We start from the raw sequence: 25,916 nt of genomic DNA on the forward strand, positions 1-25,916 counted from the left end.
CGCCGTTGCGGCCAGCTGGGCTGGCGCAACCCGTCGCCGTCAGCGCTCCTGGGGATCCGCGGCATCTGTGGAAAGCGCCGCCGCCATCGCCTCGCGCGGTGCCGGCTGCCCGGTGAACAACTCGACCTGCCGGAACGCCTGGTTCAGCAGCATCACCAAGCCTCCGATGACCGTTCCGCCGGTCTCCGCCACGCGGGCGGCCAACGGGGTCGGCCACGGACTGTAGATGGCGTCGACGAGTCTGAGCGGGGTGTTGACCGCGCCGGTGACCGCCGCGGCGGCGTCGGCCGGGACGGTCGAGACGACGACGCCGGATGCGGCGAATGCCTCGGTCAGGGCCGGTTCGTCGCCGAAACCTACGACGCGTGCGGCCAACGACAGTTGTTCGGCCAAGTCCAGCGCAGCCGATGCTCGGGACGCGTCGCGCACCACGACGGCGACCTCGCGCGCTCCGGCGTCGGCCAGCGCGGCGAGGGTGGGCCGCGCTGTACCGCCGGCTCCCAGCAGCACGGCCCGGGGGTTCGCGACAAAGTCGGCGCCGACGGCGGTCAGCGCCCCCGCGACGCCGTCGATGTCGGTGCAGTCGGCGAGCCAGCCGTCCGGCCGGTCTGACTTGCCGTCGTCCCGGACCAGGGTGTTGGCCGACCCGACGAGACGAGCCCGCTCGGTCGCCTCATCCGCATACGCCAGTGCCTCGGCTTTGCCCGGCATCGTCACCGACACGCCGACGTAGGAGTCGTCGAGCCCGTCGACCACGCCGGCCAGCTCCCCTGCGCGGCACTCGATCCGTTCGTAGGTCCAGCCGGTCAGCCCCAGCGCACGGTAAGCGGCCCGGTGCAGGTCGGGCGAGCGGGAATGCTCGATCGGGTAGCCCAGGACCGCGGCCCTGCGGCCCTGACCGGCCCCGGCCTCAGCAGCCGGTGCGGAGGAACTTGTTGTCACAGGCGATCTTGCGGTTGCGCAGGTGTTCTTTGAACGTCGCGGAGAACTTCGTCGTGCCCTGTTTGTCGACGGTGATGAAGTAGAGCCAGTTTCCCTCCGGCGGGTCGAGCATCGCCTTCATCGCCTTCTCCCCGACCGTCGCTATCGGCGTCGGCGGCAGACCGAAGACCCGGTAGGTGTTCCACCGGGTGTCGGCCTTGTAGTTCTCACCGTGGACGTCGATATTCGTCTCCGCCGCGGTGTAGTTGGTCGTCGAATCCATCTCCAGCCGCTGCTTCTTGTCCAGCCGGTTCAGGATGACGCGGGCGACCTTCGGCAGATCGTCGACGCTGTTGACCTCGCGCTCGGCGACCGATGCCGCCACCAGCACCTCGTACGGCTTCAGTCCGCTGTTGTTGGCGCTGAGCAGCCCCCACGACTCGTACCGGCGGGTGCTGTCGGTGATGAGGTGGTGCAGGACCTCTACCGGCGTCGCCTTCGGATCGATCGCCTCCCACGTGCCGGGAGCCACGAGTCCCTCGATCCGCCGGTAGTCGCCCGCCAGGTCGGCGAAGGCTTCCCGAGCCCACGCCGGAATGCCCAGTTCCTCGGCGGACGCGGTCTTGGCCGCGTTCTCCAGCTGCTCGACGGTGATGCCGATCTTCTCGCCGTTCAAGTCCACGCTGGTCACGGTCTCGATGCGGTCGAAGACCCCGGGCACCGTCTTGCGATCGACACCGCGCTTCGCCTCGAGCTGGACCCCTTCGGGAACGACGAGCCGCCCGACGCGATGGGTCTCCCCCGACATCATCTCTACAGCGGTCGCAGCCGAGATACCTGTGCGGAGTTTGTAGATCCCGCCCGCCAGCGGCTGGTTGTCGGCGGCCGAAATGAATGCCTTGGACGACCCGACGACGCCCGCGTCGGACAGGATCCGGCCGAAGTCGGTGAGCGTCGAATTGTCCGGGATCGTGACGAGGACGTCGGCGTCCCCGGTCTGGCTGCTGAAGTCCTTCGAGGAGGCGAGCAGGCCGAAGCGGTCAGCCACGAGGTAGCCACCGGCGCCGAGTGCCGCCACCACGAAGACCGCGGCGGCGATCAGCGCCCAACTGCGCTGGCGGCTGCGACGACGCGGCATCCGTTCGGAGTCTTCGGACGCTGCGCTGGCCCGTTTCGCCGCATCGGCCTCGTCGAGGTCCGTGTGCCACGCGGGTACGGCGCGCGCCTTGACCGAGGCGGCCTTGTCGTCCTCCTCGTTCGTCGCCCCGGCAGCGTTGGTCGCCCCGGCAGCAACGGTGTCGTCGTTGGTCGTCGCCGGCTTGAACTGCGCTGTGGGCTGATCGCCGGGCACGCGGGGAGCCGGCCGGTTGGCCGGTCGCTCGGCCGGCATCGGGCGCTGAGTCTGCGCCGCGGGACGACCGGTTTGCGGTGCCGGACGATCGACGTGACGCACGATGTTGGGCCTGACGTCGTCGTCGGCTTGTCCCGCAGGCTTCGCCTGCGCGGATCGATCGTCGACGCGAGGGATCTCGCCGGTCATCCATGCCGGGGCACCGGAAAGACCCTTCGACTCGCCGCGGCGGGTGCGGTGACGCGTGGAGGACGTCGGTTGGCCGTTCTGGTCATCGGAGCCGTTGGATGGGCTCACCTCATCAGTCACGCACTGATCCCTTCGTCTTGTCCGATTCGCGGGTCTGTCGACTCTATCGTCGCGCCCGCACGGAAACGCTCATACCCGCCGATTGCGCGGGGTCGCTATGCGCGGCTATCCAACCATCCTTGAAGAATAGCGACAGCGGCAGCCTGATCGATCACTCCGCGCGCTTTTCGCGAATCGCGGCCGGCGTCGCGCAGCGCCCGTGCCGCGCTGGCCGTGCTCATGCGCTCGTCGGTGTAGATCACCGGCACCGGTTCGATCGCCCGCGCGAGTTGGTCGCCGAACCGTCGGACCGCCTGCGCGGCCAGCGCTTCCTCGCCTCGCAGGTCCCGGGGAAGCCCGACGATCACTTCGACCGCCTCGTATTCGGCGACCAACGCCACCAGCCGCTCGATCGCCGCGGTGTCGTGCGCCGCCGTCGGCGTTCCGCCCTTTCCGGCCCGAGGGACCGTCTCGACCGGGGTGGCCAAGATCCCGTCCGGGTCGCAGACCGCGACCCCGATCCGGACGGTGCCGACGTCTACGGCCAAGCGGCGACCACGAGGGTCCAGCACTACTGTTTCCCGACCAGCTCGCGCAGTCTTGCCATGGCTCCCGGGATCCCGTCGGCCTCGCTGCCCGATCCCTGTGCCAGATCGGGCTTGCCGCCGCCGCGCCCGCTGACCAGCGGCGCGATCTCCTTGACGATCGCCCCGGCGGCCAGCCCGGCGTCTCGCGCTCCCGGCGTCGTGGCGACCACGAACGGCACCTTGGCCGCCTCGCCGCCACTGCCCGGGGTCGCCGAGAAGACGACGACGACCGCCTTGTCCGAACGGGCCCGGTTGCGCAGGTCCGCGGCCAGGTCGCGCAGGTCGTTGCCGGTGAGCCCGTCAGCCAGGCGCCCACCGATCACGTCGACGTCGCCGACGCGCTCGGCCGAGTCGAGCAAATTCGCCGCGGCAGCACGGGCTTGCTCGGCGCGCAGGCGGGCGACTTCGCGCTCCGCGTCGCGCAATCGGCTGACCAACTGCTCGACGCGAGCCGGGACCTCGGCGCTGGGCACCTTGAGCGACGAGGCGACGCCGGCCAGCAGGGCCCGCTCGGTGGACAGATGCCGGAAGGAGTCCATGCCGACGAATGCCTCGACCCGACGGATGCCCGATCCGACGGAGGATTCGCCGATCACCGTGATCGGGCCGATCTGCGACGAGGTCGCGACGTGGGTGCCGCCGCACAGTTCCATGGAGAACGGGCCGCCGATCTCGACGACGCGGACCACGTCGCCGTAGTTCTCCCCGAACAACGCCATCGCGCCCATCGCCTTGGCCTCGTCGAAACCCGTTTCGAACGTGTGGACCGGGTAGTTCGCCTCGACGGCGGTGTTGGAGATCTCTTCGATCTCCCGTCGTTGCGCATCGGTGAGCGGGCCGCTGGCGTGGAAGTCGAAGCGCAGGTACCCCGGTTTGTTCAGCGAGCCGGCCTGCGTCGCCGTCGGACCGAGCACCTGGCGCAGCGCCGCGTGGACCATGTGCGTACCCGAATGCCCCTGCGTTGCGCCGTGCCGCCACGTCGGATCGACCGCGACGATCACCTCGTCGCCTTCGGCGATCTCGCCTGCCTCGACGGTCCCCCGGTGCAACCAGACCGCCTTGCCGACCTTCTGCACGTCGGAGACGGCCACTCGTACCCCGGAACTGGTGGTGATGGTGCCGACGTCGGCGAGCTGACCGCCGCCCTCCGCGTAGAACGGGGTGCGATCCAGGATGATGTCGACCTCGGCGCCGGTGCCCGCGCGGCCCAGCCGCTGGCCGTCGCCGACGACGGCCAGCACCCGCGCTTCGCTGACCAACTCGTCGAATCCGACGAAGACCGTGGGATGCGAGTCGACGAATTCGCGGTACACGCTCAAGTCGGCGTGTCCGCTCTTGCGGGCGTTGGCGTCGGCTTTCGCTCGTTGCCGCTGCTCGGCCATGAGGGCGGCGAATCCGTCGGCATCGACGGTCAGTCCTGCCTCGGACGCCATCTCCAGGGTCAAGTCGATCGGGAACCCGTAGGTGTCGTGCAGGGTGAACGCGGCGTCACCGCTGATCTGCCCGCTGCCCGCCGCTTTGGTCTCGGCGGCGGCCTCGGCGAACAGTGTCGAGCCGGCCGACAAGGTCTTGGAGAACGTGTCCTCCTCGCCTACCGCGACGGTGAGGATCCGGTCGCGGGCCGCCGCGAGCTCGGGATACGAGGGTGCCATCACGTCGATCGCCGTGCCGATGAACGCGGCCATCGTCGGCCCGGTGGCGCCGAGCAGACGGGCCGAGCGGACGATGCGGCGCAGCAGACGGCGCAGCACGTACCCGCGGCCTTCGTTGCCGGGCAGTACACCGTCGCCGATCAACATGGCGGCGGTCCGGGTGTGGTCGGCGATCACGCGGAACTTGACGTCGTCGGCGGCGCCCGTTTCACCACCGGCGCCATAGCGCCGATCAGTGAGCTCGACCGCCTGGTCGATGATCGGCTTGAGCAGATCCGTCTCGTAGACGTTGTCGACGCCCTGCAGGATGCAGGCGACGCGCTCGATGCCCATACCGGTGTCGATGTTGCGCTTGGGCAGCGGCCCGAGGATCTCGTAGCCGTCCTTCGCGCCGCCCTCGCCCCGGATGTTCTGCATGAACACCAGGTTCCAGATCTCGATGTAGCGGTCTTCGTCGACCTCGGGGCCGCCCTCCACCCCGTAGTCGGGGCCGCGGTCGTAGAAGATCTCCGAACACGGGCCGCACGGGCCGGGGACCCCCATCGACCAGTAGTTGTCCTTCATTCCGCGGCGCTGGATCCGCTCCGCCGGGACGCCGATCTCCTTGCGCCAGATCGCCTCGGCCTCGTCGTCGTCGAGATAGACCGTCGGCCAGAGCCTGGTCGGGTCGATCCCATAGCCGCCGTCGTCGACGGGGTTCGTCAGCAGCGACCAGGCGAACTGGATGGCCTCGCGCTTGAAGTAATCGCCGAAGGAGAAGTTGCCGGCCATCTGGAAGAAGGTGTTGTGCCTGGTGGTGATCCCGACTTCTTCGATGTCGAGGGTGCGGACGCATTTCTGCACGCTCGTCGCCCGGTCGTAGGGTGGGGTCTGCTCGCCGAGAAAGTACGGCTTGAAGGGCACCATTCCGGCGTTGACGAACATCAGGTTCGGATCGTCGAGGATCAGTGGAGCGCTCGGGACCTCGGTGTGGCCGGACCGGATGAAGTGGTCCAGGAATCGCTTGCGGATCTCGTGCGTCTGCACTGCGTGACTGTCCTTCGTCGAGGGGAACTGGTTCGGCTCGGGTGCGGCGAGCACCAAAGCTCCAGTCTAGCGGCGGTGCTCACCGACGCAGGCGGCGGATGATCGCACGCAGGCGGGGAACCCGTGCCGCGAGCTCCCGCTCCGCGCCGCGTTCGGTCGGGGCGTAGTAGTCCACCCCGACCAATTCGTCCGGCGGGTACTGCTGCGCGACGACTCCGTCGGGGTCGTCGTGCGGATACCGATAGCCCACCGCGCTGCCGAGTTCTTTGGCTCCGGCGTAGTGGCCGTCTCGCAGGTGCGCGGGAACCGACCCGATCTTTCCGGCCGAGATATCGGCCATCGCGGCGCCGATCGCCGACACCACCCCGTCGGATTTCGGTGCCGTCGCCAAGTGGATCGTCGCCTGCGTCAACGCCAGTTTCGCCTCCGGCATGCCCACCATGGCCACCACCTGGGCGGCGTTGACGGCGGCCGTCAACGCTGTCGGGTCAGCCATGCCGATGTCCTCGCTGGCGTGGATCATCAGCCGTCGCGCGATGAACCGCGGGTCCTCGCCCGCAGTGATCATCCGCGCCAGGTAGTGCAGTGCCGCGTCCACGTCCGATCCCCGGATCGACTTGATGAACGCGCTGATGACGTCGTAGTGCTGGTCGCCGTTGCGGTCATATCGCACGGCGGCCTGGTCGATGGCCGCTTCGACGTCGGCCAGGCCGACCTCGACCGCTTCGCCTTCGTCGACGTCGGCGCCGAGAACGGCCGACGCCGCTGCCTCGAGAGCGGTGAGCGCCCGCCGAGCGTCGCCGCCGGCGACCGCGATCAGGTGCGTTCGCGCCTCGTCGGTGAGTACGACGGTGCCCGCGAGGCCCCGCTCGGCTTCGACCGCGCGGTCGAGCACCACGCCGATGTCGTCGTCGGACAACGGCTGCAGCGCCAGCACCAGCGAACGAGACATCAACGGGGCGACCACCGAGAAGGACGGATTCTCGGTGGTGGCGGCGACCAGCAGGATGATCCGGTTCTCCACGGCGTCGAGCAGCGCGTCCTGCTGGTTCTTGGAGAAGCGGTGCACCTCGTCGATGAACAGCACGGTCTGTTCGCCGGCCACCAGCCTGCGCCGGGCCAGGTCGATGACCGCACGTACTTCTTTGACGCCGGCGGACAGGGCCGAGAGCGCCTCGAAACGGCCGCCCGTTGCCCGGGAGATCAGCGACGCCATGGTGGTCTTGCCCGTACCGGGCGGCCCGTACAGCAGCACGGACGCCGCACCGGATCCCTCGACCAGTCGGTGCAGCGGTGAACCGGGCTTGAGCAGATGCTCCTGGCCGACGACCTCGGCCAGGCTCTGCGGCCTCATGCGAACCGCGAGCGGTGCACCCGCCCGCGCCGAGGACGACGCGGACGACTCGTCAGGCTCGGGGTCGAACAGGGTGTCCATGGACGGGTTAGGACAACCAGTCCCGCCGCAGGGCGGCCGCGAACTCCGTGCTGAATTCGGCGAGTTCGGTGAGCTCGGGGTTGGCGGCGGCTCCCCGCTGCGCCGCCTCCGCCAACTCGAGCCAGCGATCGCGCGCCACCCCGGGGTCTCCGGTCGTGATCGCCCAGTCGTGGGCCAGCAGGACTTCCTCGACGCTGTCGGTGGGCCGGTCGTCGCCGGAGCCGACGAACACCACCGTCGACAGCCAGACCCAGAGCAGGCGGGCCGAGATGATCAGATCCTGCACGGCCCGATCGTCGCCGAGGGCCGGCCACATCGGCTGCGCCTCGGAACGCCACGCGTCGACCAGTGCCGTCTCCAGGTCGGCCCGCACCGCCGCCGACCTCGAACCGAGGTGCTCGGGGAAAGTCACCAGGCCGTACGCCACGTCCAGCGTGGCATCGCGGAACCCGCCCCACTCGTAGTCCATGAAGCGCACGCCGTCGGAATTGATCAGGATGTTCTCCGGGCCGACGTCGGACGTGCTGAACGCACGGAAATCGCCCTCGCCGAAGAGCCGCACCGCGTCGTCGAGCCGTTCCGTCACCAAGGCGGGCACCTCCACGCGCAGCGCGTCGGCCACCGACGGCAGCTCGGCGACGACCCGGGCCGCCCACCGCGTCGGTACGCCCTCCACCGGACGTGCCTGCGATCGGCGGACGAGTGCGTTGAAGTCTTCCTCGCCGCCGATGGTCGCCGCGTGCATCCGTCCCAGCGCCTGTCCCCAGGCGCTGATCGCGCGCGAGGCCTCCTCGACGTCGTGGCCGGCGAGCAGATCCGTCATCGCGCGCCCGGTACCGAGGTCGGAGAGCACGATCACCCGCTTGTCGGGGTCGTGGGCGATCAGCTGCGGTCCGGGACGACTGGCGCTGGGCAGCGCAGTGGCGTACTGGTAGGCGGCGATCTCGCGGTGGAAGGACTCCGGATTGTCTTCCGCGCCAAGGGCTTTGATGACCAGGGTGCGATGCGTCGACACCGGGTTCTTGGTCACCCTGGCCCGCACGACGATGCTGCGTCCGGAGCCGCCGAGATCCTCGGGGTCCGACAGCGAGACCGGTGTACCGGCTCGCGCCGACAACACGGCCTCGGCCGTGGTCAACGCGCCCTCGATCCGGCTCTCAACGATGGCGGTCATGATTAGTCCAACCTACCCAACAATGTAAGCCGCGTCACTGGCCGGATTGAGACGGCGCCGCGGACTGGCCGGCCGCGGCGGACGGCTGTCCCGCCGTCTTCCCGGGTTCCGCCGCCTTCGGCTTCGAGTCGATTCCCGACTCCTTGCGCTGGGCCGCCGTGATCGGCGCCGGCGCCGCGGTCAGCGGGTCGACACCGCCGCCGGACTTGGGGAAGGCGATGACCTCGCGAATCGACGGCTCACCCGCCAGCAGTGCGGTGATCCGGTCCCAGCCGAACGCGATGCCGCCGTGGGGCGGGGCGCCGTAGGCGAAGGCGTCCAGCAGGAAGCCGAACTTCTCCTGCGCTTCCTCGCCGTCGATGCCCATGATCGCGAAGACACGCTCCTGGATGTCGCGGCGGTGGATGCGAATCGATCCGCCGCCGATCTCGTTGCCGTTGCAGACGATGTCGTAGGCGTATGCGAGCGCGGCGCCCGGATCGCTCTCCAGGCCGGCAAGGGACTCCGGTTTGGGCGACGTGAACGCGTGGTGCACGGCCGTCCACGCACCCGAACCCACGGCGACGTCGCCCGCCGCAGCAGCGTCGTCCACCGGCTCGAACAGCGGCGCGTCGACCACCCAGACGAACGACCAGTCGCGGTTGTCCGGGCCGATCAGTCCCAGGCGCTCGGCGATCTCCACCCGTGCGGCACCGAGCAGCGCGCGCTGGGCCTTGGCCGGGCCGGCGGCGAAGAAGACACAATCCCCGGGCCGTGCGCCGACGTGGGCGGCCAATCCGGCGCGCTCGGCGTCGGACAGGTTCTTGGCGACCGGGCCGCCGAGGGTGCCGTCCTCGCCGACGAGCACGTAGGCCAATCCTTTGGCGCCGCGCTGCTTGGCCCACTCCTGCCAGGCGTCGAGCGTGCGGCGCGGCTGGTCGGCACCGCCGGGCATGACCACCGCTCCGACGTAGGGAGCCTGGAACACGCGGAACGGGGTGTCCGCGAAGAACTCGGTGCACTCGACGAGTTCGAGGTCGAACCGCAGGTCGGGCTTGTCGGTGCCGTATCGGCGCATCGCCTCCGCATAGGTGATCCGCGGGATCGGCGTGGAGACGTCGTGGCCGATCAACTGCCACAGCGCGACGAGGATCTCCTCGGCGAGGGCGATCACGTCGTCCTCGTCGACGAAGCTCATCTCCAAGTCGAGCTGGGTGAACTCCGGCTGCCGGTCGGCGCGGAAGTCCTCGTCCCGGTAGCACCGGGCGATCTGGTAGTACCGTTCCATCCCGGCCACCATCAACAGCTGCTTGAACAGCTGCGGGCTCTGCGGCAGCGCGTAGAAGCTGCCCGGCTGGAGGCGGGCCGGGACCAGGAAGTCGCGTGCGCCTTCGGGCGTCGACCGGGTCAGGGTGGGCGTCTCGATCTCGACGAAGTCATGGGCGGCCAGCACGCCGCGGGCCGCGGCGTTGGCCTTCGACCGGAGGCGGATCGCCGCCGCGGGGTCCTCGCGCCGCAGATCCAGGTAGCGGTATCGCAGCCGCACCTCTTCACCCGGCTGCTCGTCGAGCTGGAACGGGAGCGGGGCCGATTCGTTCAGCACTTCCAGCTCGGCCGCACTGATCTCGATCGCCCCCGAGGCGAGGTTCGGGTTCTCCGACCCCTCCGGGCGCACCTCGACGACGCCGGTGATCGCCACGCAGAACTCCGCCCGCAGGCGGTGCGCGGCTTCGGCCACCGCGTCCTCGCGGAAGACCACCTGCACAAGACCCGAGGCATCGCGGAGATCGATGAACACGACGCCGCCGTGATCGCGGCGCCGGGCCACCCATCCGGCGACGGTGACGGTCTCGCCGGCCGATTCACGGCGCAGCGAGCCTGCGAGATGGGTGCGCAGCACTGGAAAGTCCTCCAAGGGATTGGGTGATCGGTGTGGGGCCGAGTCCGGCTCGATGGTCCAGTCTACGGACCCACCCTGATGAATGACCCGGTCGGGTGACCCCATCGGGTCACCCGATCAGCGCGGGGAAACGTCGCCCGCGCACCGCATGCGCGAATATGCTGAAATTCACTGACTGCGATGACAGGAGAACAATGACTTTCCAAGGCAGCGGCCCGCTCGACACGTCGACGGTCTCCAGCGGCGGTTCGGGTGGCGGGCTCGGCGGTGGTCTCGGAGGCGGTGGCGGCCTCGGGGGCGGACGCATCGCCATGGGAGGCACCATGGGCTTGATCCTCACGCTCGTCGCGCTTTTCCTCGGTGTGAATCCCGGCAACCTGCTGGGCGAGGCCGGATCGCCGGCGCAGAATCAGGCGTCGACGAACGACGCGATCGCCCAGCACATCCAGCAGTGCACGATCGAGAAGGCCAACACCGACACCATCTGCCGCATCGTCGGCACCGTGGACAGCCTCAACAAGGTGTGGCCGAAGCTGTTGCCCGGCTACACCGAACCGCGGACCAAAGTCTTCTCCGGTGCGGTGAACACCGCGTGCGGGCCCGCCTCCTCGTCGATGGGGCCCTTCTACTGCCCCGCCGACCGCACGGCGTATTTCGACCCGTCCTTCTTCGACACCCTCAAGCGGATGGGCGGCAGCAACGGTCCGCTGGCCCAGATGTACGTCGTCGCCCACGAATACGGCCACCACGTGCAGAATCTCACCGGCGCCCTGCAGAAGGGCAACCGGATGGGCAACGCCGGCTCAGTGCGCGTCGAGTTGCAGGCCGACTGCCTGGCCGGTGTGTGGGCGGCCAACGCCGACAAGGGACCCGACGCGATGCTCGCTCCGCTGACCCAGGACCAGATCGCGTCGGTCATCCAGACCGCCAAGGCCATCGGCGACGACACCATCCAGGGCTCGAATTCCAACCCGGAAGGCTGGACGCACGGCTCGGCCGCGCAGCGCTCGCGCTGGTTCACCATCGGCTACGAATCCGGTGACCCGCGCCGTTGCGACACCTTCGCGACCAACGACCTGTGACGGTCGTTCCGGTCAGAACGGGCGCTCGGCGTCAAGTTCGGCGCTGAGCAGGCGAACCTCCTCGACGATGTTGGAGAGGGACACCCGTTCCTGCTCTCCGGTCGCGAGCTTCTTGAGTTCGATGGCGCGCTCGGCCAACTCCCGTTCGCCGAGTACCAGAGCGAAGGCGGCGCCGGAACGGTCCGCGGCCTTCATAGCGCCTTTGAGACCGCGGTCCCCGTAGGCCAGGTCGACGGCGATGCCCGCCGCGCGCAGCTGGGACGCGATGACGACCAATTCCGCCCTGGCCGCCTCGCCCATGCCGACGCCGTACACGCGGCAGCGCGGCGGCTCCTCCTGGGCGACGCCCTCGGCGCGCAGCGCCAGGACCGTCCGGTCGACGCCGATCCCGAAGCCGATACCGGAGAGGTCCTGCTTGCCTCCGAGCTGGCGCATCAACCCGTCATAGCGCCCGCCCCCGCCGATCCCGGACTGCGCGCCCAGACCGTCGTGTACGAACTCGAAGGTCGTCTTCGTGTAATAGTCCAGACCGCGGACCAGACGGGGGTTGATCTCGTACGCGACGCCGAGGCGGTCCAAGTGGCCCCGTACCGCCGCGAAGTGCTCGGCCGACTCCTCCGACAGGTGGTCGAGCAGCAACGGGGCGTCAGCGGTGAGTTCGCGCACCTCGGGCCTCTTGTCGTCGAGGACCCGCAGCGGATTGATCTGCGCGCGGGCGCGGGTGGCGTCGTCGAGGTCGAGGCCCATCAGGAATTCGAGCAGTGCGTCGCGATAGGCCGGCCGGTCGGTCGCCGTCCCCAGCGAGGCCAGCTCGAGCCGATAGCCGGTCAGGCCCAACCGCCGATAGCCCTCGTCGGCGATGGCGATGACCTCGGCGTCGAGCGCGGGATCGTCGACGCCGATCGCCTCGACACCGACCTGCTGCAGTTGACGGTAGCGCCCCTCCTGCGGCTTCTCGTAGCGGAAGAACGGCCCGGAGTAGCAGAGCTTCACCGGGAGCTGGCCGCGGTCGAGACCGTGCTGGATCACCGCCCGCATCACGCCGGCGGTGCCCTCGGGGCGAAGAGTCACACTGCGGTCGCCGCGGTCGGCAAAGGTGTACATCTCCTTCGACACGACGTCGGTCGACTCCCCCACGCCCCGGGCGAACAAGGCGGTGTCCTCGAACACCGGCAGTTCGATGTGGCCGTAGCCGGCGAGGCGCGCCGCGGTGGTCAGGGTGTCCCGCACCCTCACGAAGTCCGCCGAGCGCGGCGGGTAGTAGTCCGGGATGCCGCGCGGCGCCTGGAAGTCGCTCACAGTCCGTATCGTCCTTTCGCATCGTCACCCGCTGGACCGCCCGAACCGCCGATTCCGGCGAGAAAGGGATTGCTCGCGCGCTCGGCGCCGATCGTCGTCTGCGGACCGTGGCCCGGCAGCACCAGCGTGTCGTCGGGCAACGGCAGCAGCTTCGCGGCGATCGAGTCCAGCAGCTGCTGGTGATCGCCGCCCGGGAGGTCCGTGCGGCCGATCGACCCCTGGAACAATACGTCTCCGGCGAAACACACCCGCATCTCGGCGTCGGGGTCGGCCTCATCCTCGACCGGCACGTCCAGCCCGAGCAACACCGAGCCCTGGGTGTGGCCGGGGGCGAGATCGACGGTGAATCGCAGGCCGGCCAACTCGACCTCCTCCTCGTCGGAGAACTCCACCACCTTCTCCGGCTCGTGGAATTTCAGGACGCCGATCATCGCTCCCAGCGTGCGCCCGATCCCCTTCGCGGGGTCGGTCAGCATCGGACGGTCCGCGGGGTGGATGTAGCACGGGATGCCGTACCGCTCGCAGACCTTGGCCGCGTTCCACGTGTGATCGAGATGACCGTGCGTGAGCAGCACCGCGACCGGGGTCAGCCCGTTCTCCGAACACAGCTTCTCCACCTGGTCGGCCGCATCCTGACCGGGATCGATGATGACCGCCTCGCCTCCTGGCCCGCCGGGCGAGGCGTCGCCAGAGACGATGTAGCAGTTCGTCTGGAACATGCCCGCGGGGAATCCGGTGATCAGCATGGCCGCCATTCTCGCAGAAACTCCGGCTGACCCGCCGACGCGCGTGCACCCGGTGTCACCGCCGTGGACGGCGAACTGGCAGTATGGCAGTGAACTTCGACCACTCTGAGGAGAGTTGCCGCACGTGACCAGCAACGACGAGCAAGTGACCAGCAACGAGGATCGCCGGCTGGCCGCCAAACGCAAGCTCGAGGCCCGACTGGCCGCCGAGCGCGACCGCAAGCGCCGCAGTCGCAACATCGTCATCTCGATCGTCTCCGTGATCGCGTTGGCGACCGCGCTGACGATCGTCTGGGTCACCCAGAACTTCCTCGGCACGGTGACCTGCGAATGGGGCAAGGCTCAGGACACGCTGGCGGACACGGTCAAGAACCGCGCGAACATCGTCGGCCAGCAGCCCCCGGAGCGCCGCGCCGAGGCCAACAAGTACCTCGACGAGCTGGCCGCGGCGCTGCCCAAGGAGCGGACGGCGCCCCAGCCCACGTCGAACGTGCCGCTGCCCTTCCCCGGCAGCTCGGAGCGGTTCATCAAGACCGGTTCGTGGTTCGCCAGCGCCCAGCGCCCGCTGACGCTGGAGACCAACCGCGGCAACCTGCCGATCACCCTCGACTCCACGTCGGCACCGTGCAACACCGCGGCCATCGAGTCGCTGGCTAAGAACGGCTACTACAACGGCGTCGACTGCCACCGCCTCACCAACAGCGAGAATCTCAAGGTGCTCCAGTGCGGCGACCCGACCGGAACCCTGTTGGGCAGCCCCGGCTGGACCAGCCCGGATGAGCCGCCGACCGATCTGAAGAAGGCTCCGGGAAGCCAGGATTCGATGATGGGCGCCGGCCCCGTCATCTACCCGCGGGGCACGGTCGCGATCGCGAACTCGAACCGTCCGATGATGGGGCGCGCCAACACCGGCGGCGCGCAGTTCTTCATCGTCTATGCGGACTCGCAGCTGAGCCCGGACTTCGCGATCGTCGGACACCTCGACGAGGGCGGCTTCAAGGTTCTCGACCAGATCGCCAAGACCCCGGTCGAGAAGGGCCAGGGCGGCAACGAGGACAAGCCCAAGGATCCGATCACCATCAAGAACGCGGCGGTCGGCTAACAGAAACGCAGAAGTGCGGTGGTTCGTGACCATATAGCGGTCACAAACCACCGCACTCCAGGCCGAATTATGCGGCCGAGGTGACCCGGTACACGTCGTAGACGCCCTCGATGTTGCGGACGACGTTCAGCACGTGGCCGAGATGTGTGGGGTCGCCCATCTCGAAGGTGAACCGGCTGACGGCCACCCGATCGTTGTTGGTCGTCACCGACGCCGACAGGATGTTGAGCTTCTCGTCGGCGAGCGCCTTCGTCACGTCGGAGAGCAAGCGATGCCGGTCCAGGGCCTCGACCTGGATGGCGACCAGGAATACCGACGAGTCCGACGGCGCCCACACCACATCGATGAGGCGCTCGGACTGCTGCCGCAGCGAACCCGAGTTCGGGCAGTCGGCGCGGTGCACGCTCACGCCTCCCCCGCGCGTCACGAACCCGAGGATCTCGTCTCCGGGCACCGGCGTACAGCACTTGGCCAATTTGATCAGCACGTTGTCGACGCCTTCGACGACCACACCGGCATCACCGCCGGTCCGCCGGCGCGGCGGCATGGTCGACGGGGTGGTGATCTCGGCGAGTTCTTCCTCCGCGCTGTCGAGTCCGCCCAGCTGCGCCACCAGTCTGCTGACGACGCGGTGGGCCGAAACCTGATTCTCGCCGACGGCCGTGTAGAGCGCGGTGACGTCCGGGTATCGTAGCTCAGCCGCGACGGCACTCATGTTCTCGCTGGTCAATAGGCGCTGCAGCGGCAGGCCGCCTCGCCTGACCTCCTTGGCGATGGCTTCCTTGCCCGTGTCGAGCGCCTCTTCGCGGCGCTCTTTGGCGAACCACTGCCGGATCTTGGATTTGGCGCGCGGGGATACCACGAAGTTCTGCCAGTCGCGCGACGGCCCGGCGTTGGGCGCCTTGGAGGTGAACACCTCGACGACTTCGCCGTTGTCGAGCTTGCGCTCCAACGCGACCAGCCGCCCGTTCACACGGGCGCCGATGCAGCGGTGCCCCACCTCGGTGTGCACGGCATACGCGAAGTCGACCGGGGTCGACCCGGTGGGCAGCGTGACGACGTCGCCCTTCGGGGTGAAGACGAAGATCTCCTTGACGGCGAGGTCGTAGCGCAGCGACTCGAGAAACTCCCCCGGATCGGCAGCTTCCCGCTGCCAGTCGAGTAGCTGGCGCATCCACGCCATGTCGTCGATCTCGGCGAGCTCGGCCCTCTTCTGCCCCTTGCGGTCGCGATACCCGCTCTCCTTGTAGCGCCAGTGCGCCGCGATGCCGAACTCCGCCGTGCGGTGCATGTCCTGCGTGCGGATCTGCACCTCCAGCGGTTTGCCCTCGGGCCCGATGACGGTGGTGTGCAACGACTGGTAGACGCCGTAGCGCGGCTGGGCGATGTAGTCCTTGAAACGTCCCGCCATCGGCTGCCACAGCGAGTGGACCACGCCGACCGCCGCGTAGCAGTCGCGCACGTCCTCGCAGAGAATCCGCACCCCGACCAGATCGTGGATATCGTCGAAGTCGCGTCCTTTGACGATCATCTTCTGATAGATCGACCAGTAGTGCTTCGGGCGCCCCTCCACGATGGCGGACAGCCTGGCCCCGGCCAACGCCTGACCGATGTCGTCGCGGACCCGTGCCAGATAGGTGTCGCGCGACGGAGCACGGTCGGCGACGAGACGCACGATCTCCTCGTAGCGCTTGGGGTGCAGAATCGCGAAGGCGAGGTCTTCGAGTTCCCATTTGACCGTGGCCATTCCCAGCCGGTGGGCCAGCGGGGCGATCACTTCGAGGGTCTCGCGGGCCTTGCGCGCCTGCTTCTCCGGCGGAAGGAACCGCATGGTGCGCATGTTGTGCAGCCGGTCGGCGACCTTGATGACTAAGACACGCGGATCGCGGGCCATGGCGATGATCATCTTGCGGATGGTCTCGGCCTCCGCCGCGGTGCCCAGCGCCACCTTGTCCAGCTTGGTGACGCCGTCGACGAGATGAGCCACCTCCGGCCCGAAGTCGCCGGTGATCTGCTCCAGCGAGTACCCGGTGTCCTCGACCGTGTCGTGCAGCAGGGCGGCGACCAGCGTCGTCGTGTCCATCCCCAAGTCGGCCAAGATCGTCGCAACGGCCAGCGGGTGGGTGATGTAGGAATCCCCCGACTTGCGGTACTGGCCCTCGTGCTGGGCCTCGGCGATGTCGTAGGCGCGCTGCAGCAGCGAAACGTCGGCCTTGGGATACACCTCGCGGTGCAGCGTCGCCAACGGCTCCAGCACCGGACGCACCGACGACCTGGTCGACGTCATCCGCCGTGCCAGCCGCGCCCGGACGCGCCGCGTCGCCGACGACGATTGCCCGCCCGAGGCCGGTGCCGTCACCGGAGTGGGAGCCACCGGACCCTGCTGAGCGGCGGACTGATCGGAACCTTCCGCCCCGGGCGCCTCCTGATCCGGCGGGGCGTCGGTCGGAGCCGGCCGGGCGGGCTCGTCGCCAGGAGCGACGTCGATCGATGCCGATGCGTCCTCGGTCCGCGATGCTTCGTCCATGAGCCCTCCTTCCGGTGGTCCGAGTGGTTTTCCAGTCTAGACGGGCGCGCCCGGGGTTACCCGGTGGCGAGCGCTCGGACCGGTATCGGCGCGGGGCTCGCATCCGAGAGAAAGCCTCTGCCGCCGAGAGCGGACAGCTCCAGCACCACCGCCACGGCCGCCACCGACGCACCCGCCTGGCTCAGCAAAGCCGCGGCGGCGCCGATCGTTCCGCCGGTGGCCAGCACATCGTCGACGACGAGGACGCGCTTGCCGCTCAACTCGAGTGCTTCGGCGGGAATCTCCAACGCGGACGTGCCGTACTCCAGCTCGTAGGAACGCGACAGCACCGGCGGTGGCAGCTTGCCTTGCTTCCGAACGGCGACCACACCCACCCCGAGCCGATGCGCCACCGCACCGCCCAGGAGGAATCCCCGCGCGTCGATTCCGGCCACCACGTCGACGCCGGCCGCGTCAGCACTCAGCGCCGCGATGACGGCCGCGAACGCCGTGGCATCGGCCAGCACCGGCGTCAAGTCCTTGAAGACGACGCCGCGGGTGGGGAAATCCGGCACCGACCGCGTCAACGCCGCGATCGCCGCCCGGGCCTCCTCGACTAGCGCTTGATCCCCCTCGCTTCGCTCGACCGGTGTCACGAGCGCGACCAGCGATCCATATTCCACCCGGTGCCGTTGCGAGCACGGCCGGCGATGACACCCGAGAGTTTGTCCGACCACGTTTGCTCGCGCGGCGTGGCGAACAACGGGATGGCCGCCAGCTCCCGCCACGTCGCCGTTTCCATGGTGCGGGAAACCGCCAGTTGGTCGCCGGCGACCGTGGTGACCGAGAGTTTCGCGACGCTGTCGGTGGCCGCCCGGTCGCGGAAGTCACCGATGTTCAGCGGGTCCCCGCCGAATAGCGCGAAAGCGTCCCGTGCGACGTCGGCCGCTCCCGCGGCGGCGAAACTCGCGCCGGTGTTGAGCAGGAGCACATCGAAGCGCGATCCCAGACCGGCGACCGCGATGTCCGGCCCTCCGGCGTCGACCACGTCGATTCCCGCTCGCCGGCACGAGGCGGTGATCGCCGCCACCATCTGTTGTCGCCGCTGGTCGGGTCCGAGGTAGCCGACGCGCACCCGTAGCTGGCCCGGACGTCCCTGCGGCCGCTGACCGGCCAGCTCGCGGGCACGCGCGATATCCGGGCGGGCGTAGCGCAAACCGAACTGGCCGTTGATCGGGTCGGCGAGATCGTTCGCCGGAGTGAGAACGTGCAGGTTCCAGGGTTGCGAACCGTAGCCGAAGCTCCGGGCGAGCTCGTCGCGCGGAACGCACGCCCCGAACGCCTGGCGCGCCGGTGACGAGCCGAGCACACCGCGCTGTGCGAGGACCAGTTGCTCGGTCGAGAGGGAGGCGTTCGCCGGGGATACCTGCGGCTTGGCGGGCTCGGCGCCCTCCGGTGCTGCCTCGATCCCCACGGTCGCATCGACGACGTCGAAGCCACCAGCGGCGGCACGTGCGGACGTCTCGGTATTGCGGCCGAAGACGAACACCGTCGGCACCCGCGCCGGTTCGCCCCACCACTTCTCGTTGCGGACGAGGCGCAGACCGTTCTCTGCGTCGAACGACTCCGCGCGGTACGGGCCGGAGGAGACGAAGCGAGCCGGATCCAACTGGCCGTTGGGAAGGTCGAAGCCGGTGTTCCAGGACTTGGCCAGCGCGGCGATCGCCGCTTGGTTCCGCTTACGGATGGGTTCCACGACGTTCGGGACGCCGGCGTCGCGGGCGACGATGTGGGCCGGCATCATCGAGCCGGCGCCGAACAATCCCCGCCAGTCCCGGTAGGAGCGGCCCTTGTGAAACCGTGCGATCGCCGTCGATGAGCCCGGTTCGCAATCGATCCGCTCAATGTCTCGATACCCGGCAGTGGTGGCCGGAGTGAATCCGCGGAACTTGCCGCTTTGTGCCGCCCACGCGAGCACGAGGTCGTCGCAGGCCGGCTTCGCCCCGTCCGAGTACACGGCGTCGGGCGAGAACGTGTAGCGAACGGTCAGCGTCGGACCGGGCGCCAGCTCGACGTCGCCGACATCGCGATCCGAGATGACCTGGCCTTGCGGGCCCAGCACGCTGAACCCCCCGAGGACACGGGTGAGTGCCATCAGCACGCCATCGGCGCTGCCGGTGATGCTGGCCGGGTTGTACGTACTCAGCCGTGCGTCCGTCCGGTAGTGCACCGGAGCGTTCTTGTCCGTTCCGCACCCCGCCGCCAACGGTGCCACCAGGATGACCGTTCCGACGATCAGGGCCAGCGCCCTGCGGTGGCGCATCGTGTTTCGCACGGTCGCAAGACTAGCGCGAACGCCGCCGTTTCCCGGTCGGACGCGCGTCACCCGCGCCGGATTCCGTTGCGACCCCGGCGTCAGCCGTGTGCCTGGCGGCATGTCGGCCGGTCGACACCGGCTCCCCGGCGTCGACACGTGCCCGCCGGGCCAGCACCTTGCGGGTGTGCGCGGCGATGTCGGGATTGCGCTCTTTGAGGGTCACCAGCAACGGCGTCGCCAGGAAGACCGACGAGAACGTTCCGACGACGATGCCGACGAGCTGAATAAGCGCCAGATCCTGCAGGGTGCCGACGCCGAGCATCCACACCGCGATGATCATCAGCGCGACGATCGGCAGCGCCGAGATGACCGTCGTGTTGATCGATCGCATCATCGTCTGGTTGACCGCCAGGTTCGCCTGTTCGGCATACGTTCGGCGAGACGTCTTCATGAACGATCGCGTGTTCTCCTCGACCTTGTCGAAGACGACCACGGTGTCGTAGATCGAGAAACCCAGGATCGTGAGCAGGCCGATCACCGTCGCGGGGGTCACTTCGAAACCGACCAGCGAATAGATGCCCGCCGTCACCGCGACGTCGAAGAACAAGGTCGCCAGCGACGCTATCGACATCTCTTTGTCGAAGCGGATCGCGATGTAGATCGTCACGATCACCAGGAACACCACGAGGGCGATCAGCATCTTCCGCGTGATCTCGGCGCCCCACGTCGAACTGACGTCCGACGACGACACGTCGGCGCGGGTCAGATCCGGGCTGAACTCGGCCGCAAGGGCGTCGATGACCCGGTTCGCCTGCGCCTCGTCGAGGTGCTCGGTGCGCACCTGGATGGTCTTCGACGGTCCCGAGCCGGCGGTCTGAACCATTTCCGGTGCATCGCCCAGCGCGTCGGTGAACACCTTCTCGACCTGGTCGACGGTCACCGAGGCGCTCGTGGCCGGCAGCGAGACTTGCGTTCCACCCTGGAAGTCGATGCCGAAGGTGAAGCCCCGGACCGCCATCGACAGGATGCAGATGGCCAGGATCACCCCGGTGACCATGTACCAGCGCTTGCGGTGGCCGACGACCTCGAAGGCGCCGGTACCCGTGTACAGCCGGGACAGGAAGGACCGGTTGGTGTCGGCCTCGTAGTCGGCGTCGGCGACCATCGTGTCGGCCACCTGGACGGCCTGCTTGCGCTGCTCTTTGTTGAGGCGGAACCCGGGGGGCAGCAGCGGGTCGTCGCCGTCGCCGGTCGCCCGCTTGGACAGGCCGTCGACGCTGTCGCTGCCGAGGCCTCCTCTGCTGAAACTCATCGCTGGCCTCCTTGCGCCGCCGTCTTCTCCGCGTCGACCTCGTCCGCGCCCAGGCCCACCGCTGCGCGGGCCGCCTCACGCCGTTCGCGGGCGACCTCGCTGACCGCGCCGAGCCCGTTGACCGACGGCTTGGACAGGAACTTCGACCGAGTCGCGTAGACCACCAGCGGATGGGTGACCATGAACACGACCATGACGTCGAGAATGGTCGTCAGACCGAGGGTGAACGCGAAGCCGCGCACCGAACCGACGGCGAGGATGTAGATCACCACGGCCGCGAGCAGGCTGACCGCGTTTCCGGTCCACACCGTGCGACGCGCGCTGGCCCAGCCGCGGGGTACGGCAGAGCGGAACGATCTGCCTTCGCGCATCTCGTCCTTGATGCGCTCGAAGTAGACGACGAACGAGTCGGCCGTCATACCGATGCCGATGATGAAGCCGGCCACGCCCGCGAGGTCCAGGGTGAAGCCGATCCATCGGCCCAGCAGGACGATGATGCCGTAGGACATCGCTCCGGCCAGCACCAGGGAGGCGAAGGTGAGCACGCCCAGCATGCGGTAGTACGCCAAGGCGTAGAAGAGCACCGCGATGATGCCGACGAGCCCGGCCACAAGACCGGCACGCAGCGCCGACAGGCCAAGCGTGGACGACACGGTCTCGGCGTCGGAAGCCTCGAAGGACAGCGGTAGCGATCCGTACTTCAGCACGTTGGCCAGGTCGCGGGCCTCCTCCTCGGTGAAGCCGTTCTGGCCGCCGGAGATCTCGGTCGAACCGGTGATCGTCGACTGGATCACCGGCGCCGAGACGACTCGCGAGTCCAAGGTCATCGCCGTCGCGGTGCCGATGTGCTGCGAGGTGTATTTGGGCCACAGGTCCTGCGCGGCGCCCTTGAAGTCGAGCGCGACCGTCCACTGATTGGTTTGCGGTGACAGGTTCGCCGACGCCTTCGCGATGTCGCGGCCGTCAATGATCATCGGCTCGAGGAGGTAAACGGTCTTGCCGTCGGTGCTGCAGGCGACCAGATACGCGTTCGGATCGTCATTGCCCAGCAGCGGGTCGCTGGCCGTCTCGCCGCATTCCATCTTGGGCATGTGCGCCTGGAGCTGGGCGATCTGCTGCGGGGTCGCATTCTTCGGCGCCTGGCGCAACCTGCGCTGCTCCTCGACCGCCGCGCGCTGCTCCTCGGGGGTCTGGGGCGCCTTGTCCTCATCCTCGGCGTCCTTCTGGTCGCCTTCCTTGTCACCGCCGGTCTGCTGGTTCTGGGCGCCGATAACCATGTCCTGGCCATTCGGTCCCTTGGCGACCGGGCGGATGTACAACCGAGCAGTCTGGCCGAGGTTGCGCGCCTGCCGCCCGTCGTCGCCAGGCACCGTGATGATCAGGTTGTCGCCGCTGACGACGACTTCCGAGCCCGCGACACCGAGGCCGTCGACGCGCTGCTGGATGATCTGCTTCGCCTTGTCGAGCTGATCGGCCTCGGGACGCTTCCCGTCGGGGGTCCGAGCGGTCAGGGTGACGCGCGTGCCACCCTGCAGATCGATGCCGAGTTTGGGCTCAGGCACCCGGTCACCGGTGAAGAACACCAGGCCGAAGACGGTACCGAGCAGGATGAGGAACGCGAGCAGCGGCTGCCACGGCGGGGTTTCCCGCGTCGAGGAGGATCGCTTCGCCGCGGGACGACGCGGAGTGGTCACGGTGGTCGGGTCTCCTGGGATTACTTGTCGTCGGCGATATCGTCGGACTTGTCGGCGTCCGCATCGACGACCGGATCGGTCGGCTCATCGGTGCTCAACTGGGCGCCCACGTAGGTGTCGGCCGCCTCGTCGACGGGGACTACGCCGCGCACCGCCAGCTTGTTCCAGCGGGTGACGACACCGGGGGCGATCTCCAGATCGATGAACTCGCTGTTCGCGTCGATCACGGTGCCGAACAGGCCCGACAGCAGCTGGACACGGCTGCCCGTGGTGATCGAGGCGCGCATCTCCTCCATCTCGACCATCTGCCGCTTCTGCTTGCGCGTGCCCATGAACAGCATCACGCCCATCAGTACCAGCATCGCTGGGATCAAAAGCTCCATGCCGACCAGTCTGCCAGACCGGCTAGTCAAGCTCGTCGAACAGGTTCGGTTCGTCGCCGCGGGCGCGCACGCCCCACGTGGCGTTGAGGGCGCCCGCGGGCGGAACGAGCCCGAGGTGGTGCCAGGCGGCGGCGGTCGCCACCCGTCCCCGCGGCGTGCGGGCGATGAGCCCGGCGCGGACCAGGAACGGCTCACATACCTCTTCGACGGTCGCCGGCTCCTCGCCCACCGCCACCGCGAGGGTCGACACACCGACCGGGCCCCCGCCGAACCCCTGCACCAGGGCCGATAGCACCGCCCGGTCCAACCGGTCCAGGCCGCGTTCGTCCACGTCATAGACGGTCAGGGCCGCGCGCGCGATCGGCAGCGTCACCGCGCCGTCGCCCCGGACTTCGGCATAGTCGCGCACGCGACGGAGCAGCCGGTTGGCGATGCGGGGCGTCCCCCGCGACCGCCCGGCGACCTCGACGGCGGCGTCCAGGGCCAGGTCGACGCCGAGGATGCCGGCCGATCGGGTGAGCACGGCGACGAGTTCCTCGGTTTCGTAGAACTCCATGTGCGCGGTGAAGCCGAAGCGGTCGCGCAGCGGACCCGTGAGTGCTCCCGACCGCGTCGTCGCGCCGACCAGCGTGAACGGTGCGACGTCGAGCGGGATCGACGTCGCACCGGGCCCCTTGCCGACGACGACGTCGACCCGGAAGTCCTCCATCGCCAGATACAGCATTTCTTCGGCAGGCCGCGCGATGCGGTGGATCTCGTCGATGAACAGGACATCGCCTTCGATCAGATTCGACAGCATCGCGGCCAGGTCCCCGGCCCGTTCGAGTGCGGGCCCCGACGTCACTCGGATGGCCGAGCCGAGCTCGCTGGCGATGATCATCGCCAGCGATGTCTTCCCCAGCCCCGGCGGACCCGAGAGCAGAATGTGGTCGGGGGTGCCGCCGCGCCCCTTCGCGCCGCTGAGCACCAGCTCGAGTTGCTCGCGCACCTTCGCCTGCCCGATGAAGTCGCCCAGCGAGCGCGGCCGCAGGTTCGCGTCGAGTTCGCCGTCGGCGGCCAGACGGCCGGAACTGAGCGTGCGGTCCTCGTCATCCATCGGCTATTTCCTCCCCAACAGAGCCAGACTGGCGCGCAGCGCGGCGGCGGAGTCGGCCTCCGGCTCCGCCGTCAGGACCGAGGCGACGGCCTTCTCCGCCGACGCGGTCGGGAACCCGAGGCCGACCAGAGCCTCGGTGACCTCGTCGGCGACACCGCTCGTGCCGGCCACGGCTGGACCCGCTCCCGCGGTGACGGTTCCGACCTTGTCACGCAGCTCGACGACGAGCCGTTCGGCCACCCGCTTGCCGATACCGGGAACGCTGGTCAGGGCCTTGGTGTTCGACGAGGCGAGCGCGGCCGCCAGCTGGGCCGGCTCGTGGACGGCCAGTGCCGCCATGGCCAGGCGCGGACCGACCCCGGTGACGGTCTGCAAGAGAACGAACAGGTCCCGGGCGGCGCCGTCGGTGAACCCGTAGAGGGTCATCGAGTCCTCCCGCACGATCATCGTCGTGAGCAGCGTCGCCTCGGATCCACGTGACAGCGCCGAGATCGTCGCGGGCGTCACCAATACCCGGTATCCCACCCCGGCGCAGTCGACGACGACGTGGTCGAGGGCGATGTCGAGGACCGGTCCCCGCACCGAGGCGATCATCGTCGGGCCTTCACGGCGGCGGCGTGGGCCGCCTTCAACCGGGCGCGGTGCGTCTTGGCGAGTTCCTCCGCCTTGGCCTGCGCCGCGACGAGCCGGTCGCCCATCGGGCCCCGCCAGCACTGGCAGATCGCCAGCGCGAGCGCGTCGGCGGCGTCGGCGGGCTTCGGGCGCGTCTGCATCCCGAGGATGCGCGTGACCATGGAGGTGACCTGCGCCTTGTCGGCCCGGCCGGATCCGGTCACCGCGGCCTTGACCTCGCTGGGCGTGTGGAAGCGGACCGGGATGTCGTGCTGGGCGGCGGCCAGCGCCACGACGCCGGCGGCCTGTGCGGTGCCCATCGCCGTGCTCACCTGCTGCTGGGCGAAGACACGCTCGATGGCGACGACCTCTGGCCGATGCGTAACGATCCAATGCACTGCGGCGGTATGCACCGCGAGCAGGCGGTCGGCGAGATCCATCGACGCCGGGGTGCGCACCACATCGACGTCCAGGGCAGCAACCGCGCGGCCGGCGCCGGACTCGACCAGCGCGATGCCGCACCGGGTCAGCCCGGGGTCGACACCCATCACACGCATGACCCACCCTCCGCTATCGCGAACAACTGTTCGATATTCTAGGAGGGTCGGACGACTCTTTCCCGCACCGACACGCTGAGCGCGATGCGGTCGGCCGTCAGTCCTCGAGCTGGGCGAGGACCTCGTCGGATACGTCGACGTTGCTGTAGACGTTCTGGACGTCGTCGGAATCCTCGAGCGCGTCGATCAGCTTGAACACCTTGCGCGCGCCGTCCGCGTCGACCGGCACCTCCACCGATGCGCGGAAGTCGGCCTCGGCCGAGTCGTAGTCGATGCCCGCCTCCTGCAGGGCGGTGCGGACCGCCACCAGGTCCGTCGGTTCGCTGACCACTTCGAAGCTCTCGCCGAGATCGTTGACCTCTTCGGCGCCGGCGTCGAGGACCGCCATCAGGATGTCGTCCTCGCTCTGTCCACTCTTCTCCAGCGTGACGACGCCCTTGCGGGTGAACAGGTAGGCCACCGAGCCGGGGTCGGCCATGTTGCCGCCGTTGCGGGTCATCGCGGTGCGCACCTCGCCGGCCGCGCGATTGCGGTTGTCGGTGAGGCACTCGATCAGCAACGCGACACCGTTGGGTCCGTAGCCCTCGTAGGTGATGTTCTGCCAGTCCGCGCCGCCGGCCTCTTCACCCGCTCCGCGCTTGCGGGCGCGCTCGATGTTGTCGTTGGGCACCGACGACTTCTTGGCCTTCTGGATGGCGTCGTAGAGCGTCGGGTTTCCCGCCGGGTCACCACCGCCCGTCCGCGCGGCGACCTCGATGTTCTTGATCAGCTTGGCGAACATCTTGCCGCGCTTGGCATCGATGACAGCCTTCTTGTGTTTGGTGGTCGCCCATTTGGAGTGTCCGCTCATGACCGGTCAGTTTACCGGGCGCCGGGCGCGCGGCGAGCGTGCCCACT

General features: G+C 68.8%; 21 protein-coding genes. 2 read left to right on the plus strand and 19 right to left on the minus strand.

The window, feature by feature from the left end:
- Positions 1 to 39: 39 nt before the first annotated feature.
- The 7 genes from GOARA_RS14440 to aspS form a co-directional block, all read right to left on the minus strand.
- Entirely contained in the window at positions 40 to 942 is a 903-nt protein-coding gene (locus tag GOARA_RS14440; RefSeq protein WP_007323146.1) for a shikimate dehydrogenase, read from the minus strand.
- Entirely contained in the window at positions 911 to 2,581 is a 1,671-nt protein-coding gene (gene mltG, locus GOARA_RS14445; protein ID WP_007323147.1) for an endolytic transglycosylase MltG, read from the minus strand. Before mltG ends, GOARA_RS14440 begins: the two co-directional genes overlap by 32 nt.
- Before the next feature lie 95 nt (positions 2,582 to 2,676).
- Positions 2,677 to 3,132: a Holliday junction resolvase RuvX gene (gene ruvX, locus GOARA_RS14450; protein WP_007323148.1), complete on the minus strand. Its 456-nt coding sequence runs from the start codon at positions 3,130 to 3,132 to the stop codon at positions 2,677 to 2,679.
- Positions 3,132 to 5,825 (minus strand): alanine--tRNA ligase, encoded by a 2,694-nt coding sequence (gene alaS / locus GOARA_RS14455; protein WP_040523517.1) that lies wholly within the window; start codon positions 5,823 to 5,825, stop codon positions 3,132 to 3,134. The genes ruvX and alaS overlap by 1 nt, the downstream gene beginning before the upstream one ends.
- Before the next feature lie 79 nt (positions 5,826 to 5,904).
- Positions 5,905 to 7,260: a replication-associated recombination protein A gene (locus GOARA_RS14460; protein ID WP_007323150.1), complete on the minus strand. Its 1,356-nt coding sequence runs from the start codon at positions 7,258 to 7,260 to the stop codon at positions 5,905 to 5,907.
- 7 nt (positions 7,261 to 7,267) lie between these two features.
- Positions 7,268 to 8,434, minus strand: coding sequence for a phosphotransferase (locus GOARA_RS14465; RefSeq protein ID WP_007323151.1), 1,167 nt, complete (start codon positions 8,432 to 8,434; stop codon positions 7,268 to 7,270).
- A 34-nt stretch (positions 8,435 to 8,468) separates the two neighbouring features.
- Positions 8,469 to 10,313: an aspartate--tRNA ligase gene (aspS, locus tag GOARA_RS14470; protein WP_007323152.1), complete on the minus strand. Its 1,845-nt coding sequence runs from the start codon at positions 10,311 to 10,313 to the stop codon at positions 8,469 to 8,471.
- Positions 10,314 to 10,507: 194 nt separating this feature from the next.
- On the opposite strand from aspS, the gene ypfJ reads away from it, so the two are divergent.
- A complete protein-coding gene (ypfJ, locus tag GOARA_RS14475; RefSeq protein ID WP_007323153.1) occupies positions 10,508 to 11,395 on the plus strand; it encodes a KPN_02809 family neutral zinc metallopeptidase in 888 nt (295 codons plus the stop codon).
- A gap of 12 nt (positions 11,396 to 11,407) precedes the next feature.
- Here the strand turns inward: ypfJ and hisS are convergent, their stop codons facing one another.
- Positions 11,408 to 12,694 (minus strand): histidine--tRNA ligase, encoded by a 1,287-nt coding sequence (gene hisS / locus GOARA_RS14480; RefSeq protein WP_007323154.1) that lies wholly within the window; start codon positions 12,692 to 12,694, stop codon positions 11,408 to 11,410.
- A complete protein-coding gene (locus GOARA_RS14485) occupies positions 12,691 to 13,440 on the minus strand; it encodes an MBL fold metallo-hydrolase (RefSeq protein WP_040523521.1) in 750 nt (249 codons plus the stop codon). The genes hisS and GOARA_RS14485 overlap by 4 nt, the downstream gene beginning before the upstream one ends.
- A gap of 124 nt (positions 13,441 to 13,564) precedes the next feature.
- On the opposite strand from GOARA_RS14485, the gene GOARA_RS14490 reads away from it, so the two are divergent.
- Positions 13,565 to 14,542 carry a peptidylprolyl isomerase gene (locus tag GOARA_RS14490; protein ID WP_007323156.1) on the plus strand — a complete coding sequence of 326 codons (978 nt, stop codon included), beginning with the start codon at positions 13,565 to 13,567 and terminating at the stop codon, positions 14,540 to 14,542.
- 67 nt (positions 14,543 to 14,609) lie between these two features.
- Here the strand turns inward: GOARA_RS14490 and GOARA_RS14495 are convergent, their stop codons facing one another.
- From GOARA_RS14495 to GOARA_RS14540, 10 genes are all read right to left on the minus strand, one after another.
- Positions 14,610 to 17,069 carry a RelA/SpoT family protein gene (locus GOARA_RS14495; RefSeq protein ID WP_007323157.1) on the minus strand — a complete coding sequence of 820 codons (2,460 nt, stop codon included), beginning with the start codon at positions 17,067 to 17,069 and terminating at the stop codon, positions 14,610 to 14,612.
- A 56-nt stretch (positions 17,070 to 17,125) separates the two neighbouring features.
- Positions 17,126 to 17,704 carry an adenine phosphoribosyltransferase gene (locus tag GOARA_RS14500; RefSeq protein ID WP_007323158.1) on the minus strand — a complete coding sequence of 193 codons (579 nt, stop codon included), beginning with the start codon at positions 17,702 to 17,704 and terminating at the stop codon, positions 17,126 to 17,128.
- Complete coding sequence (locus GOARA_RS14505) at positions 17,701 to 19,383, minus strand: ABC transporter substrate-binding protein (RefSeq protein WP_306302181.1); 1,683 nt, start codon at positions 19,381 to 19,383, stop codon at positions 17,701 to 17,703. Before GOARA_RS14505 ends, GOARA_RS14500 begins: the two co-directional genes overlap by 4 nt.
- Positions 19,384 to 19,393: 10 nt before the next feature.
- Positions 19,394 to 20,677 carry a protein translocase subunit SecF gene (gene secF, locus GOARA_RS14510; protein ID WP_007323160.1) on the minus strand — a complete coding sequence of 428 codons (1,284 nt, stop codon included), beginning with the start codon at positions 20,675 to 20,677 and terminating at the stop codon, positions 19,394 to 19,396.
- A complete protein-coding gene (gene secD, locus GOARA_RS14515) occupies positions 20,674 to 22,371 on the minus strand; it encodes a protein translocase subunit SecD (protein ID WP_007323161.1) in 1,698 nt (565 codons plus the stop codon). Before secD ends, secF begins: the two co-directional genes overlap by 4 nt.
- A gap of 20 nt (positions 22,372 to 22,391) precedes the next feature.
- Positions 22,392 to 22,754: a preprotein translocase subunit YajC gene (gene yajC, locus GOARA_RS14520; protein WP_040523445.1), complete on the minus strand. Its 363-nt coding sequence runs from the start codon at positions 22,752 to 22,754 to the stop codon at positions 22,392 to 22,394.
- Positions 22,755 to 22,776: 22 nt separating this feature from the next.
- Positions 22,777 to 23,850: a Holliday junction branch migration DNA helicase RuvB gene (gene ruvB, locus GOARA_RS14525; RefSeq protein WP_007323163.1), complete on the minus strand. Its 1,074-nt coding sequence runs from the start codon at positions 23,848 to 23,850 to the stop codon at positions 22,777 to 22,779.
- Positions 23,851 to 23,853: 3 nt separating this feature from the next.
- Complete coding sequence (gene ruvA / locus GOARA_RS14530) at positions 23,854 to 24,444, minus strand: Holliday junction branch migration protein RuvA (protein ID WP_007323164.1); 591 nt, start codon at positions 24,442 to 24,444, stop codon at positions 23,854 to 23,856.
- A complete protein-coding gene (gene ruvC, locus GOARA_RS14535; RefSeq protein WP_007323165.1) occupies positions 24,441 to 25,019 on the minus strand; it encodes a crossover junction endodeoxyribonuclease RuvC in 579 nt (192 codons plus the stop codon). Before ruvC ends, ruvA begins: the two co-directional genes overlap by 4 nt.
- A gap of 97 nt (positions 25,020 to 25,116) precedes the next feature.
- Positions 25,117 to 25,869, minus strand: coding sequence for a YebC/PmpR family DNA-binding transcriptional regulator (locus GOARA_RS14540; protein ID WP_007323166.1), 753 nt, complete (start codon positions 25,867 to 25,869; stop codon positions 25,117 to 25,119).
- Between the last annotated feature and the right edge of the window lie 47 nt (positions 25,870 to 25,916).

It is taken from the genome of Gordonia araii NBRC 100433 (genome assembly GCF_000241265.1).
GTDB classification, from domain to species: Bacteria; Actinomycetota; Actinomycetes; order Mycobacteriales; family Mycobacteriaceae; genus Gordonia; species Gordonia araii.